The following is a 14485-nucleotide window of genomic DNA, read 5'->3' as shown; positions in this document are numbered from 1 at the left end:
AGTTGCTGGGAGCGAGTCTTGCAGAATCCCCAATCCCCTGCAATGACAGCCGCAAAACAAAAGAAACGCTGGGAAAAGGAAATCTTGATGTCTGACGTCGCTCTCTACGAGAAAAATGACCGCATCGTTACAATCACATTGAACAAGCCGGAAACACGCAACGCCTTATCGAAGGACCTGTGCGAAGCGCTGGTCGATGCAATCAACAGGGCCGATGCAGACCCGGGTGTCAGCTGCGTCGTGCTGGCGGCCAACGGCAAGAGCTTTTCCTCTGGCGGCAATCTCCACGAAATCAAGGCGATGACCGCCGAACAGAACATGACGCCGCTGGAAATCGAGAACTGGTACAAGACCGGTATCCAGCGCATCCCGCTCGCCTTTTCGCAAATCTCGGTACCGGTGATCGCTGCGGTCAACGGCCATGCGATCGGCGCGGGCAATGACCTGACCACCATGTGCGATATCCGGATTGCCGGCGAGGATGCGATCTTTGCCGAGAGCTTCCTGCGCGTCGGCATCATCCCCGGTGATGGCGGCGCCTGGTTGCTGCCGCGGATCATCGGACAGGCGCGGGCCAACCAGATGCTGTTCACCGGCGAATTTATCGATGCCGCCAAGGCGCTGGATTATGGCCTGGTGTCGGAAGTGGTGGCGAACGACAAGCTGCTCGAACGCGCCTATGAACTGGCCGAAATGGTTGTCGGCCTGCCACCTCTGGCGATCCGCAAGACCAAGGAACTTGTGCGCACCGCGCAGAGCGTGACGCTGAAGGAAAATCTCGATCAGGCGGCCTTGTTCCAGGGCGTGTTGCAGCAGCTCGATGACCACCGCGAGGCGATTGACGCGATCCTCGAAAAGCGCAAACCGGTATTCAAGGGCGCGTGATCGATCGGGAGACATTTCTCCCCATCGCGCGTAACGGGAATTTCGGGAGATAGACCTCTGATATACAGGGGCATCTGAAGGAGAGAGAGAATGAACAAGACCGCTGTTTCACTGATTGCCCTGATGATGGCGGTCCCGGTTCAGGCCGCTCCTCCGCAAGGCGTCGCCACCGAAGCCACCAGGGCCGCCAATGCCAAAGTCGCGGCCAGCCTGCCGATTGCCGACCAGAGTGATTTTGAAAATGCCAATCGCGGATTTCTCGCGCGTATTGAAGAGGACCAGATCCTCAACGCGGACGGATCGGTCGCATGGGATTCACGCCAGTTCGAATTTCTGCAGGGCGACGCGCCCGACACGGTCAATCCCTCGCTCTGGCGGCAGGGCAAGCTCAACAGCATCCACGGCCTGTTCGAAGTGGTCCCCGGAATCTACCAGATACGCGGCTATGATCTGGCGCAGATGACCCTGATCGCCGGCAAGACCGGCTGGATCGTCGTCGACCCGCTGACCACGCCCGCGCCGGCAAAGGCCGGGCTGGCGCTGGCCAACAAGACGCTCGGCGACCGCCCCGTCGTCGCGGTGATCTTCACCCATAGCCATGGCGACCATTTTGGCGGCGTCGCCGGCGTGGCGTCGGCAGAGGATATCCGGTCGGGCAAGATCGAGATCATCGCCCCGCATGGCTGGCTGGCCGAGTCGATCGGCGAAAGCGTGATCGCCGGCACCGCGATGAACCGGCGGGTGCAATTTCAATTCGGCACCGCCCTGCCCGTCGGCAAGACCGGTCATGTCGGGGGCGGTTTGGGCCAGAAACTGTCGAGCGGCGATGTCGCTCTGGTGCCACCGACCCGGTCGATCAGCAAGAATGGCGAGACGCTGATGGTCGACGGCATCAGTTTCGACTTCATGGATGCCGGCGATACCGAAGCACCGGCGGAGCTGGTCTTCTACCTGCCGCAGTTCAAGGCGCTGCACACCGCCGAGGTGGTGACCCGCACCTTCCACAATGTGCTGACCCCGCGCGGTGCGCTGGTCCGCGACACGCTGAAATGGAGCAAGGTGATCGACGACATGCTCGCCCGCTATGGCGCGAAGTCGGAGCTGATGCTGGCGTCGCATCACTGGCCGACCTGGGGCAGCGACAAGGTGCAGGCAGCGCTGAAAAACCAGCGCGGCATCTATCGCTATGTCCATGACCAGACCATGCGACAGGCCAATCAGGGCGCGACGATGCACGAGATTGCCGAGAATATCGGCGAGCCGGATTTCGCCCAGAGCGACTTTGGCGTGCGCGACTATTACGGCACACTCAATCACAACAGCAAGGCGGTCTACCAGCGCTATTTCGGCTGGTGGGACGCGGTGCCGGCCCATTATCACCAGCTGCCACCGGTCGAAGCCTCGCAAAAATATGTCGCGGCGATGGGCGGCGCGGACCAGGCACTGGCAGTCGGCAAAAAAGCCTTTGCCGCAGGCGACTATCGCTGGGCGGCCACCGTCTTCAACCATCTGGTCTTCGCCAACCCCACCGACCAGAGTGCCAGGAACTGGCTGGCCTCGACCTATGAACAACTCGGCTTCCAGACCGAGGCCGGGACCTGGCGCAACATCTATCTGGTCGGCGCGAAAGAGCTGCGCGAGGGCAACAATGTCAAGGACTCGATCAGCACCGCCAATGAGAAAGTCTTGAGTGGCATTCCCGCCGTCGATCTGTTCGACGCCATGGCGACCCGATTCAACCCGGCCAAGATGCAGGGCGAGGGCGGCATCATCCGCTTCTGGTTCCCCGACCGGAAAGAGGCGGTCAGCATCGATCTCGGCAAGAGCGTGATGTTCCCGCGCGGCGAGGATTATGCGATCACCGCCGACGGATCGGATACCCAGATCACCATCAGCCGCGCCCTGTTCACCAAATTGCTGATGCGCCAGGCCAATCCGATGGAACTGGTGCAAAACAAGGAAATGCTGATCAGCGGCAATGCGGCCTTAATGGCAGCTATGTTCGGCGCGCTGGATGAGGTAAATCCGCAATTTGATATTGTGACGCCGTGACAGGGTCTACGCCAATCACCGTTCGTCCTGAGCCTGTCGAAGGACGCTTGCCCAGGTGCTTCGACAGGCTCAGCACGAACGGGTCTGCTGTAATAAGGATTATCCATGCAAAGATTTAACTTCCCCGTTGTCCAGCCCGATCCGGCGCTCGAAGATTTGCGCGGCGAATTGCAGGCCTTCCTGAAAGAAGAGCGCGAGGCGGGCAATTTCCGCCCCGAACCGGAATGCTGGATGGCCGCTGCCGATCCGAAATTTTCACGAAAAATGGGCAAGCGCGGCTGGATTGGCCTGACCTGGTCGAGCCAATATGGCGGCCACGATAAAAGCGCGCTGGAACGCTATATCGTCACCGAGGAAACCCTCCGTTCGGGCGCGCCCGTTGCCGCCCACTGGATCGCCGACCGCCAGCACGCACCGATGCTGCTGGCTCATGGCACCGAGGAGCAGAAGCTCGATATCCTGCCGCGCATCGCCGCCGGCGAATGCTATTTCGCCATCGGTCTCAGCGAACCGGGCGCGGGCTCCGATCTCGCCAATGTCAAAACAAAAGCGGAGAAAGTGCCCGAAGGCTGGAAGGTCAACGGCCAGAAAATCTGGTCCTCCGGCGCGCATATGTGCCATTATATGGTCGCCCTGCTGCGCACCTCGCCCGCCGATGGCCGCAACCGCCATGTCGGGCTTTCGCAGATCATGATCGACCTCAGCCTGCCCGGTGTCACCATCAAGCCGATTGTCGATCTGTCGGGCGACGCCCATTTCAACGAAGTCTATTTCGAGGACGTGATTGTCCCCGACGACTGCCTGCTCGGCGAGGAAGGCGGCGGCTGGAAACAGGTGACCGGCGAACTGGCAATGGAACGGTCCGGACCGGAACGCTTCCTGTCCAGCTATATCACGCTGGAAACCGCCCTCCATCAGCTGAACGGAAAAATGGGATCGGACAGCCACGCCCGGCTCGGCAAGCTGATCGCCAGTTTGCGCACGCTGAAAGGCATGTCCTGGGGGATTGCCAATCTGCTCGATCAGGGCGTGTCGCCGGAGACCGAAGCGGCGCTGGTCAAGGATCTCGGCAACCGGCTGGAAAATGATCTGACCCAGCAGGTGCGGGCGATGCTCAACGATCTGCCGTCCGAGGACTGGAGCCCGGACATGCGACGGATCATGAATATCGGCGTGCTGCGCTCTCCGCCCAATACATTGCGCGGCGGCACAACCGAAGTGATGCGCGGGATCACCGCGCGGCAATTGGGGCTCAGATGATGTCGGAAATCATGCACTGCACACCGTTCGTCCTGAGCCTGTCGAAGGACAGCGATCGGCAACAACCGCACTTCGACAAGCTCAGTGCGAACGGTTCTATTCAAGGCAAATTGATACCATGATAAACACCGAAGGCATGGTCGCCGAAACGGCCACGAAAATCTACACCGACCTGTGCGCGCGCGATGTGCCGCACGAAGCCGAAGCCGGCCGATATCCGCAGGCGCTCTGGGACGCGCTGACCGAAAACGGGCTGCCGCTGGCCTGGGTCAGCGAAGCCAATGGCGGCTTTGGCGCAGACTATGACGAGACATTCGGCGCGATCTGGGCTTCGGCGCAAGCGGCGTCACCGGTACCCTTCGCCGAGACATTGATCGCCAACTGGATGCTCGATCGTGCGGGCCTTGCCCCCGCCGACGGCAGCGCCAGTTTCGCGCTCAGCGGCCATACGCCCAGCGCCGACATTCCGTTCGGCATGCACGCCGACAAGATCGTCCTGTTCGACGAGGCGCATCACGAAATCTCGCTGTTCGACAATCGCCTCGCCGTCCGCTCGCCGGAAGAATCGCTGTCCCCCGATGGCATGACGCAGTTCATATTTTCCGGTCATCTGGCAGAACAATCGGCGAAGACCGATCTCTCCCGTCGCGCTATCGAAGCGCTGATCCTCACCGTCCGCGCGGTGCAGATGGCAGCAGCCATGGAGAGCGCGCTGAACATGTCGATCGACTATGTCACCCAGCGCGAGCAATTCGGACGGCCGCTGTCGAAATTCCAGGCGATCCAGCAGCAACTGGCGGTTGCCGCGTCCGAATGCGCTGCCGCGACCATGGCGGCCACGCAGGCGGCCAGCGCCATTGCCCGCCATGCCGACGATCCGGAACAGGCCTGGCACGAGGCCGTGGTTGCCAAGGTCCAGATCGGCCACAGTATTGAAGCCGTCACCGTGCCTTTCCACCAAGTGCACGGCGCGATGGGCTATACGCAGGAATATGATCTGCACCATTATACCAGGCGACTCTGGGCGTGGCGCGATGCGCTCGGCAACGAACATCACTGGTCGAAGCGGCTCGGAGAAACGCTCGCCGTAACGTCACCCGATCACGTCTGGAAAGGCGTGACAACCGGTCAATGGATTGCTAGTTAATCGCGCGATTAAAGTGATTCCCGGATGGCGCAAACATGCCTCCAAATCTTCCAGTAACAGGAGCTAAGTTCATGAAAACACGTATTACAGAGCTATTCGGCATCGAGCATCCGATCATTCAGGGCGGCATGCATTATGTGGGATTTGCCGAACTGGCCGCGGCCGTCTCCAACGCCGGTGGCCTCGGTATCATCACCGCCTTGACCCAGCCTTCTGCAGCCGCATTGGCCGACGAAATTGCCAAGTGCCGGGACCTGACCGACAAGCCGTTCGGCGTGAACCTGACCTTCCTGCCAGTGGTCAACGCGCCCGATTATGAAGGCATGGTCAAGGCGATCATCGACGGCGGCGTGAAAGCCGTGGAGACTGCTGGCAACAACCCGGTGCAGGTGCTGCCCGCGCTGCACGACGCCGGCATCAAGGTGATCCACAAATGCACCGCCGTTCGCCACGCGCTCAAAGCCCAGAGCATCGGCTGTGACGCGGTCTCGGTCGACGGCTTCGAATGCGGCGGCCATCCCGGCGAAGACGATATTCCGAACATGATCCTGCTGCCCCGCGCCGCCGACGAACTGGACATTCCCTTCGTTTCCTCCGGTGGCCAGGCCGATGGCCGCAGCCTCGTAGCCTCGCTCGCGATGGGCGCGGAAGGCATGAACATGGGGACCCGCTTCATCGCCACCAAGGAAGCCCCGGTGCACCAGAATGTGAAGGACGCGATTGTCGCGGCAAGCGAACTCGACACCCGTCTGGTGATGCGGCCGCTCCGCAACACCGAACGCGTGATGAACAATTCGGCGGTCGAGCGGCTGCTCGAAATCGAAAAGGAAAAAGGCGCGGATCTGGAATTCAAGGATATCATCGAGCAGGTCGCGGGCGTCTATCCCAAGATCATGATGGAGGGCACGATGGATGCCGGCGCGTGGAGCTGTGGCATGGTGGCCGGCCTGATCAATGATATCCCGACCTGTCAGGAACTGATCGACCGGATCATGGCCGAGGCGGATCAGATCATCAATCAGCGGCTCAAGGGATTCATGGCGAACTGATCGTGGAACCCTATCAGCCGCTCAGCCGCTCCATCGCCGGCAAGGTCGCGATCGTCACCGGCGCGGCCAGCGGCATGGGCCGGGCCACCGCGCATCTCTTTGCCTCGGAAGGCGCGCATGTCGCGGTGACCGATCTTGATCAGGCGAAATGCGATGCCGTCGTCTCAGAAATTGCGGCGGCGGGTTATCGCGGCGACGCTCGGGCATGGGCGCTGGACGTCAGCAAGCCGGATGTCATCAAGACGGTCGTCGAAGACATTGCCCCGAAATTCGCCGGAATTGACATTCTCGTCAACAATGCCGGCTTCGCAATCCCCGCTGATATCGCCGAAGAAAGCTATGAAGACAGTTGGGGGCCTACTCTGGACGTCATGCTTTCGGCGCATCAGAGAATGATCCGCGCGGCCCTGCCCTATCTTCGCAAGGCGGAGCACCCCCGGATCGTCAATATTGCCTCGACCGAAGGACTGGGCGGGACGCCCGGCAACAGCCCCTATGTCGCGGCGAAACATGGCGTGATCGGACTGACCCGCGGATTGGCCGTGGATTTGGGCCGCGAGGGCATCACCGTCAACTGCGTCTGCCCCGGTCCAATTCGGACCGGCATTACCGACGCGATTTCCGAAGAGCACAAGACCATCTATGCCAAGCGGCGCGTACCGCTGCGCCGCTACGCCATTCCCGAAGAGGTCGCGCATATCACCTTGTCCTGCGTTCTGCCGTCGGCGAGCTTCCTGACCGGCGCGGTCATTCCCGTCGATGGCGGGCTGACCATAAAGAACGCCTGAACAAACACCCCCGGAATCGCTTCCGGGGGTGCTGGCCTTAATTCTTTCCTGTCGATGCTAGCGAGAGATCGCGTTGCCGATCACCGCACCGATAATGCCGCTGGTGACAGCGATCAGGACCGCATCATTGCCCGACCGTACCCATTGATAGCCGCGCGGCGCATTGGAGAGCCGATAGGCCCGCGGATTGTCGATCACCCGGTAACTGGTGGCATAACGCCGGTCGAACCGCTGGCCCTTGGTCCATTTTTTCTGGGAAACAGAAGCATAGCGCCGGTTATCGTTGCGATATTGCCTGGTACTTCTGGTTGTCGTGGTTTTCGTCACAACCCGTTTGCCGTTTTTCTGGGTCACGCGCTTCTCGACCGTCTTGTGCGGAGCGGCCTGGGCCTGGGCGGTTACCATCGGAGACACCGCCATGGTTGTTACTGCCATAGCCATCAGAAACTTTTTCATGCTGAATTCCTTTTTCTATCTGGCGCCAACTGCGGCGTCAGCAGTAGAAATAGGGGAGACCTGTCGCAGGCCTTTGTCAGATTCCCGGTTTTTTGTACCATATTGTCGCAACAGCCCGATATGGTTCATCTGGCGATCAGCTAACCGGCGATTATTCCGCCCAAAGCGCCAATATTGACCGCAATGCCGTGACCAGAGCCAGCGGCTGGTCGAGCATCAGATGATGTTCCGCCTCGGGAATCGCGATTATCGGAATATGGTCGCCGCCCAGTTCGCGCAGATAGGCCGCGCTGTCATTGTCGAACAGCTCGCTGTTCTCGCCATAGACGATCGCCAGCCGGTGCGGCAGGTCGACGATGCGCTGCCCGGTCTGCAGCCATTTGGTCTGATCGGCGTCATGGCGATAAAACACCATCGGATCGAATTTCCAGGACCAGCCGCCGTCCCCGGCAGGACGAAGCGAATGATAGGCCATATAATCGAACAGGAACGGTTGTTGCACGGCCTGCGGCGGAGACAGGACAAAACGCCCATAGGCCGTTTGATAGTCGGGATAGACCTTGTTCGGCCGATCCGACCGACCCGATCCCGGCGGTCCGCCGCCCGCTTCGAAACGTGCCCGCAACCGCTCGGGCCGCAAGACCATCAGGTCGCAGATCACCAGCCCGCCAAATCGCTCGCCGGCCAGTTCCATTACTTGCAGAGCGACCCCGGAACCGAAACTGTGCGCGATAATCTTGGGTTTGACCGGTCCGGAAAACAGATCAAGCGCATCGGCGATCTCTACCATCCGCTCGGCCCGCTTGAGACTGTCGCAGTCGGGAATCATCTCGCTTTCCCCCATGCCGGCGAGATCATAGGCGATAATATCATATTCCTCGGCCAGAAACGGCGCGATAAAGGCAAAGCAGCGCGCATGGGCAAGAAAGCCGTGGGTCATCAGCAGCGGCGGCTTGCCGCGCTGACCCCATCGAAAATAGTGCACCTGGTGCCCGTCGACTTCGACAAAACTGTCCTCGCGCGGCACGTCCATTGCGCGCAGAAACCATGCGGGCAGGTCGTGCGACGCTGCCCACTGATCTACAATATCACTGCTTGCCATGAGCCGCGCTTATTCACCCTTCCAGTCGGGCTTCCGCTTCTGGGCGAAAGCGAGCGAACCTTCCTGCGCGTCCTTGGAGGTGAATACGGGCTTGGTGATTTCAGCCTGTTTCTTCCACGCTTCCTCGCTGGTCCAATCGTAGCTCTCGTTGATGATTTTCTTGGTCGCTTTCAGCGCCAGCGGGCCGTTCGCCGCCACCGTGGTCGCCAGTTCGATCGCCGCGTCAATCGCAGCGCCTTCGGTCACGCGGTTGACGAAGCCAACTTCATAAGCGCGCTGCGCGGAGAAGAAGTCACCGGTCAGCGCCCATTCCATGGCAACCCGCTTGCCGACAAGCTGCTGCAGCTTGATCACGCCGCCCGCTGCCGCCACCAGGCTGCGCTTGACTTCGGGAATACCGAATTTCGCGTTGACATTGGCGACGCACAGATCACAAGCCAGCGCCAGTTCCAGACCACCGGCCAGTGCATAGCCTTCAACCGCGGCGATCAATGGCTTTTCCGGACCCTTTTCGGTGATCCCGCCAAAACCATAGCCTTTGACCGATGGCGTTTCACCGCGCAGAAATCCCTTGAGGTCCATGCCGGAACAGAATGTCCCGCCAGCGCCGGTGAGGATGCCGGCGTTGAGGCTGTTGTCATTGTCGAGCTGCTCCATCGCCGCGCGAATGCCTTCGGCGGCCGCCTTGGTCATCGCGTTTTTGGCGTCGGGCCGGTTGATGGTGACGATGATGAAACCGTCCTGGATCTCGGTGAGTACTTCAGACATATTCTTTCTCCTTATTTTTTACCCGTTCGCACTGAGCCTTTCGAAGTTCGCCTATCGACTAGCGCTGTCCTTCGACAAGCTCAGGACGAACGGCAAATTTTACCCTAATCGAACAACAGATTGGCCAGTTTCGACCGCTGGTAGGCCGCATCGCCGATCAGCGCACCTGACAAAATCGCCTTGCGCCGGTGCAATTGCGCATCGCAATCATGGGTGAAACCGAAGCCGCCGTGAAACTGGATCGCCCGATCCGCAGCGGTGGAATAGCTCGCGTGGGATTGCGCGGCTGCCATGCGGACGGCAACCTCGCCGCGGCCCTGCTCGCCCCAGCTGTGCGCGGCGCTGTACAGATGCGTGCGCGCTTTTTCATATTCGACATAATTGTTCACCGTCGGATGTTTCAGCGCCTGATAGCTGCCGATAATCTTGCCGAACTGTTTGCGGGTCTTGAGATATTCCAGCGTATAATCGATCACCGACTGCGCCCCGCCAGTCATTTCCGCGGCATGGATCAGGCCCGCCGCCAGCTCGATTTTCTCCAGCGTCTCGCGAGTCCGCGATGCGTCGAACAGGGCATCGGCCGAGACGGTCACGCCATCGAGATTCACTTCATAGCTGCGCGCCGTTTCGTCGATCACCGTTTCGCGGCGCAGCGCACCTTCGGGCAGCCCCGAGCGCTCGATCAGGGCGAAGCCGACCGCACCGTCGATTTTGACCGAAGCGATGATCAGATCGGCGCTGTCGGCCCAGAGCACCAGCTGCTTCTTGCCGGACAGACTGACGCTGTTGCCGCTCACGGTACCGGTCGCCTCGATATTGGACAGGTCCCAGTCGCCATTATCTTCACGTAGCGCCAGCGTCGCCGCTGCGCCTGCTGCAATCTTCGGCAACCATGCGGCCTGCTGCGCTTCGCTGCCGCCGGCCAGCAGAGCCTGCGCCGCCAGCGTGGTCGAACCAAAGGGCGTGCTCATCAGGTTGCGGCCCATCTGCTCGGCGATCGGCACGACTTCGGCCATCGACAGGCCGACTCCGTCATGCGCTTCGGGAATCGCGATCGCGAGCCAGCCGAGCTCGCCAATTTCACGCCAGACATCCGGATCATAGCCCAGATCGTCGTCGATCAGCGCGCGCACCTTGTCGACCGGGCTTTTGTCACGGCAGAAATTGGTCGCCACATCCATCAGTTCGATCTGCTCTTCGGTAGTCCCGATTGTGCCTAGATTATCCATATATATCCTCAATTCCCAAATTGGTCGCAAGACCGTTCGTGGTGAGCCTGTCGAACCATTTCTCTCGTCGCAACCGGTCCTTCGACAAGCTCAGGACGAACGGCGGTTCACGGCTCCAGATTTATCTCGTTTTCGGCAATCCGAGCGCATGTTCCGCGACAATATTGCGCTGGATCTCCGAAGTGCCTCCGCCAATTGTGGCCGAAAAACTGTTGAGATAGCTGCGATGCCAGTAACCGTCGTCGACCGCATTTTCATCGCCGACATAATAGCCCGCCTTGGTGCCCTGGAACGCCAGCGAGAATTCGGTCAGCTCGCGGATCAGTTCGGTGCGCGCCAGCTTGTTCATCAGCGGCAGCCCCATTGGCTTGTCCTGCATCAGCTGCGGCATCCGGCGGCGGGTGTTGTTGAGATTCAGCGCCTGGATATCGATCATATATTGCGTCATCTTGTCGCGCATCACCGGATCGTCGAGCAAGGGCTTGCCGTTGCGGACCGAATTTTTCGCCAGCTCGACAATTTCCATCACGTCCAGTTCCTTGACGAAAAAACCGCCGACCGGCTTGACCTTGGCACCACGCTCATATTCCAGCGTCTTCATCGCCATCGACCAGCCATTGCCCTCTCCGCCGAACAGGCAGTCGGCGGAAATGCGCGCGTCGGTGAAGAAGGTCTGGACGAAGCCATATTCGCCGGTCAGCTTCTTGATCCGGCTGGTGGTGATGCCGTCGATCTTCATCGGGTTGAGGAAAAAGCTAAGTCCGGCATATTTGTTCGGCGCATCGAAATCGGTGCGCGCGAGCAGGATCATATATTTTGCGCGATCGCCGAGCGAGGTCCAGATCTTGGAACCGTTGAGAACATATTCATCGCCCTCTTTCACGGCTTTCAGCTGTGCGTTGCCGAGATCGGACCCGTTTTCCGGTTCGGAAAAGCCCTGGCACCAGATATCCTCGGCGCTGAGCATCGGCTTGATATATTTCTGCTTCTGTTCCTCGCTGCCGAGATCGAGAATAAGCGGTCCGGCCCAGCCGTTGCCGATCGCGTTGAGCATGATCGGCGCGTCATAATTCTTCATCGCCCTGGTAGCAACACGCTGAAAATCGCTGTGCAAACCACCGCCGCCATATTCCTTCGGCCAGCTGGCACCGAGATAACCCGCTTCATAGACCTTGCGCTGCCACTCCTGGAGAAAGTCAAACTGCTGGTCGGTCGACACTTCCATGAAGGTCAATGGCAGCATGAAGCCGGGATCGCGCACGGTATTTTCCTTGAACCAGGCGTCCGCCTGTTCGGCATAATCTTTCAGTTCTGCTGCACTCGGTTTGTCGGCCATCATCTTGCTCCCAACTTCTTATCAATAGGGTCAGTGGTCCGGCCCCGTCGTCTGCGATATTGCTTGAATCACTGCTGGGTTAATTGAACGATTAAATTGCAAAAAGCAATGGCCTCACCCTGCTAAATTAGACTGTGGAGAGAAATATGATCAGCGAAGCATTCACCGGACAGAAGCATGTCATGTGCAGGGCGTGTCACGCACATTGCGGCCTGATCGTCGATTTCGAAGACGGCGTTCCGGTGAAGACTCACGGCGACAAGGATAACCCGGAATTCGAAGGCTATAGCTGCATCAAGGGCCGGCAACTGGCCAATTACCACAGTTTCGACACACGGTTGCTGACCAGCTATACCGGGATGAAGCATGGCGAAAAGCAGGCTGTGCACTGGCGCGATGCGGCGCGCGATATCGCCGCGCGGCTCGAGCGGATCGTCGAGGAACATGGCCCCGACAGCGTCGCCTCCTATGTCGGCACCTTTGGCTATAATAATGTCAACGCCCATGCCTTCATGCTCGCGCTGATGGATGCGATCGGTTCGACCTCGGTCTATGACAGCGTCACCATCGACCAGCCGGGCAAGGGCATCGCCCGCGCGCTGATCGGGCCGTGGCTGGCCGGCGCGCCGCGGGTCGGCGACTGGGACGGGCTGATGCTGATCGGAACCAATCCGGTTGTCTCGATGAACGGCGGTCTCGGCATGAACCCGGCGAAGAAATTGCACGATGCGAAGAAGCGCGGAATGCAGCTGATCGTGATCGATCCGCGGGTGACCGACAGCGCGCGGCAGGCTGACATCCACCTGCAGTGCCGTCCCGGCCAGGACCCGATTTTGCTCGGCGCGATTGCCAAAGTGGTGATCAACGAAGAGCTGTATGACAAGGATTTCGTCGCCGGGGATGTCGACGGGTTTGAAGCGCTGAAGAAAGCCGTGCAACCTTTCGATGCAGGACCGGCCGCCGACCGCGCGGGCGTGGCGGCAGAAGATATCGTGCGCGCGGCGCGCATGTATGGCAGCTGGAAAAAGGCCAGCATCAGCGGCGGCACCGGCACCAATATGTCGGGCGGCGGCAATATTACCGAATATCTCAATCTCGCGCTGACCTCGATCATGGGACACTGGCTGCGCGAAGGCGATCTCAACCGTCGGACCGGCGTGTTCACCAAGCCCGCTCCGCCGATCGCCGCTACGCCCGGCCCGATCCCGGCCTGGGGTTTCGGCCGCAAATTGCACAGCCGCGATCTCGAGCAGAGCATTTCCGGCATGCCGACCTCGGCCCTGCCCGACGAGATACTGACTCCCGGCGACAAGCAGGTGAAGGCGCTGATCTGCCTCGGCGGCAACCCGATGCTCGCATGGCCCGACCAGCTGAAGACGTTCGAGGCGATGAAGGCGCTCGACCTGCTCGTCTGCATCGACCCGCGCATGTCGAAAACCGCCGAACTGGCCGATTATGTCATCGCACCCAAGCTGCATTATGAAGTGCACGGCAATACCGCCGCGCCGGAAATCTATGGCGGCTTTGGCGCCGGCTGGGGATTTGAGAATAATTACGCTCAGGCCAGCCTGCCGATCATGAAGTCGCCGGAAGGCTCCGACCTGTGCGAGGAATATCAGTTCATCCATGCGCTGGCCTCGGAAATGGGCAAGACGATCAAGGTCAAGTCCTGGGCCCTGCTCGCCCATCCCGACGAACGCGAGGAAAAGGCCACGGCCTTCCCGCCCGGAGAGGCCCCCGATCCGATCAGCGCGTGGAGCGCATCGCTCAACGGCTGCCCCGCCGATATCGCAAAGCTCTATGAGGATGAAGAGGTACGGAAGGGCAAGATCGTCGAAGCGCAGGCGCTGCTCGTGCAACCCAAGCCAGCGGGCTGGGAGGGCAAGCTGTCGGTCGGCAATGCCGCGATGATGGAAGAGCTTTCCGAATATGCCGCCAGGCTGGGCGAACCGGTCGAGGACGGGGAATTCCCGTTCCGGATGATCGGACGGCGGATGACCGCAATCCACAACAGCAACTGGCACGAAGATCCGGTGCAGCGCAAACGTGTACCGCACCACCCCGCCTTCATGAACCCGGCCGATATGGAATCATTGGGACTATCCGAGGACCAGCCGATCGAACTGGAATCGGCCCGCGCTTTCATCAGCTGCGTTGCCAAGGCCGACAAGACCGTACGCGCCGGCTGCGTCTCCACACCGCATAGCTGGGGCACCAATCCGGACGAGAAAGAAGACCCCCTGGGCGAAGGCGGTAATACCGGACGGCTCTCCTTCAACGACCGCGACTTTGACAAGCGCACCGGCATACCCCTGATGAGCGCGATTCCCATTCGGGTAAGAGCGAAGCAGGCCAATGCAGAGCTGGAAGCGGCGGAGTAATCGAGCTCGGGAGGAAATCCGGTCGAGCTGAG

The 14485-nt window shown here is 60.2% G+C and carries 12 protein-coding genes; 7 read left to right on the top strand and 5 right to left on the bottom strand.

Annotation, left to right across the window (positions count from 1 at the left end; translation table 11 throughout):
* The first annotated feature begins 87 nt into the window (after positions 1–87).
* The 6 genes from SPHFLASMR4Y_RS13140 to SPHFLASMR4Y_RS13115 all read left to right on the top strand — a co-directional run bounded on the left by SPHFLASMR4Y_RS13140 (position 88) and on the right by SPHFLASMR4Y_RS13115 (position 7181).
* Complete coding sequence (locus tag SPHFLASMR4Y_RS13140) at positions 88–885, top strand: enoyl-CoA hydratase-related protein (RefSeq protein ID WP_089134889.1); 798 nt, start codon at positions 88–90, stop codon at positions 883–885.
* A 90-nt stretch (positions 886–975) separates the two neighbouring features.
* Positions 976–2937, top strand: a complete 1962-nt coding sequence (locus SPHFLASMR4Y_RS13135; RefSeq protein ID WP_089133947.1) for an alkyl/aryl-sulfatase — start codon at positions 976–978, stop codon at positions 2935–2937.
* A gap of 105 nt (positions 2938–3042) precedes the next feature.
* Positions 3043–4197, top strand: coding sequence for an acyl-CoA dehydrogenase family protein (locus SPHFLASMR4Y_RS13130; RefSeq protein ID WP_089133946.1), 1155 nt, complete (start codon positions 3043–3045; stop codon positions 4195–4197).
* Between the two features lie 118 nt (positions 4198–4315).
* Entirely contained in the window at positions 4316–5344 is a 1029-nt protein-coding gene (locus SPHFLASMR4Y_RS13125) for an acyl-CoA dehydrogenase family protein (protein WP_089133945.1), read from the top strand.
* A 71-nt stretch (positions 5345–5415) separates the two neighbouring features.
* Positions 5416–6393 carry an NAD(P)H-dependent flavin oxidoreductase gene (locus SPHFLASMR4Y_RS13120; RefSeq protein WP_089133944.1) on the top strand — a complete coding sequence of 326 codons (978 nt, stop codon included), beginning with the start codon at positions 5416–5418 and terminating at the stop codon, positions 6391–6393.
* A gap of 2 nt (positions 6394–6395) precedes the next feature.
* A complete protein-coding gene (locus tag SPHFLASMR4Y_RS13115; RefSeq protein ID WP_089133943.1) occupies positions 6396–7181 on the top strand; it encodes an SDR family NAD(P)-dependent oxidoreductase in 786 nt (261 codons plus the stop codon).
* Between the two features lie 57 nt (positions 7182–7238).
* Here the strand turns inward: SPHFLASMR4Y_RS13115 and SPHFLASMR4Y_RS13110 are convergent, their stop codons facing one another.
* The 5 genes from SPHFLASMR4Y_RS13110 to SPHFLASMR4Y_RS13090 all read right to left on the bottom strand — a co-directional run bounded on the left by SPHFLASMR4Y_RS13110 (position 7239) and on the right by SPHFLASMR4Y_RS13090 (position 12075).
* Positions 7239–7637: an RcnB family protein gene (locus SPHFLASMR4Y_RS13110; protein WP_260806975.1), complete on the bottom strand. Its 399-nt coding sequence runs from the start codon at positions 7635–7637 to the stop codon at positions 7239–7241.
* A 151-nt stretch (positions 7638–7788) separates the two neighbouring features.
* Entirely contained in the window at positions 7789–8739 is a 951-nt protein-coding gene (locus SPHFLASMR4Y_RS13105) for an alpha/beta fold hydrolase (RefSeq protein ID WP_089133942.1), read from the bottom strand.
* 9 nt (positions 8740–8748) lie between these two features.
* Positions 8749–9507, bottom strand: a complete 759-nt coding sequence (locus SPHFLASMR4Y_RS13100; protein ID WP_089133941.1) for a crotonase/enoyl-CoA hydratase family protein — start codon at positions 9505–9507, stop codon at positions 8749–8751.
* Between the two features lie 104 nt (positions 9508–9611).
* Positions 9612–10736 carry an acyl-CoA dehydrogenase family protein gene (locus tag SPHFLASMR4Y_RS13095; RefSeq protein ID WP_089133940.1) on the bottom strand — a complete coding sequence of 375 codons (1125 nt, stop codon included), beginning with the start codon at positions 10734–10736 and terminating at the stop codon, positions 9612–9614.
* Between the two features lie 121 nt (positions 10737–10857).
* A complete protein-coding gene (locus SPHFLASMR4Y_RS13090; RefSeq protein WP_260806974.1) occupies positions 10858–12075 on the bottom strand; it encodes an acyl-CoA dehydrogenase family protein in 1218 nt (405 codons plus the stop codon).
* A gap of 143 nt (positions 12076–12218) precedes the next feature.
* Here SPHFLASMR4Y_RS13090 and SPHFLASMR4Y_RS13085 point away from each other — a divergent pair, with 143 nt between their 5' ends.
* Complete coding sequence (locus tag SPHFLASMR4Y_RS13085) at positions 12219–14453, top strand: molybdopterin-dependent oxidoreductase (RefSeq protein ID WP_089133939.1); 2235 nt, start codon at positions 12219–12221, stop codon at positions 14451–14453.
* Positions 14454–14485: the final 32 nt, after the last annotated feature.

The organism is Sphingorhabdus sp. SMR4y (genome assembly GCF_002218195.1).
GTDB lineage: Bacteria > Pseudomonadota > Alphaproteobacteria > Sphingomonadales > Sphingomonadaceae > Parasphingorhabdus.
This window is presented reverse-complemented; position numbering and strand designations above follow the sequence as displayed.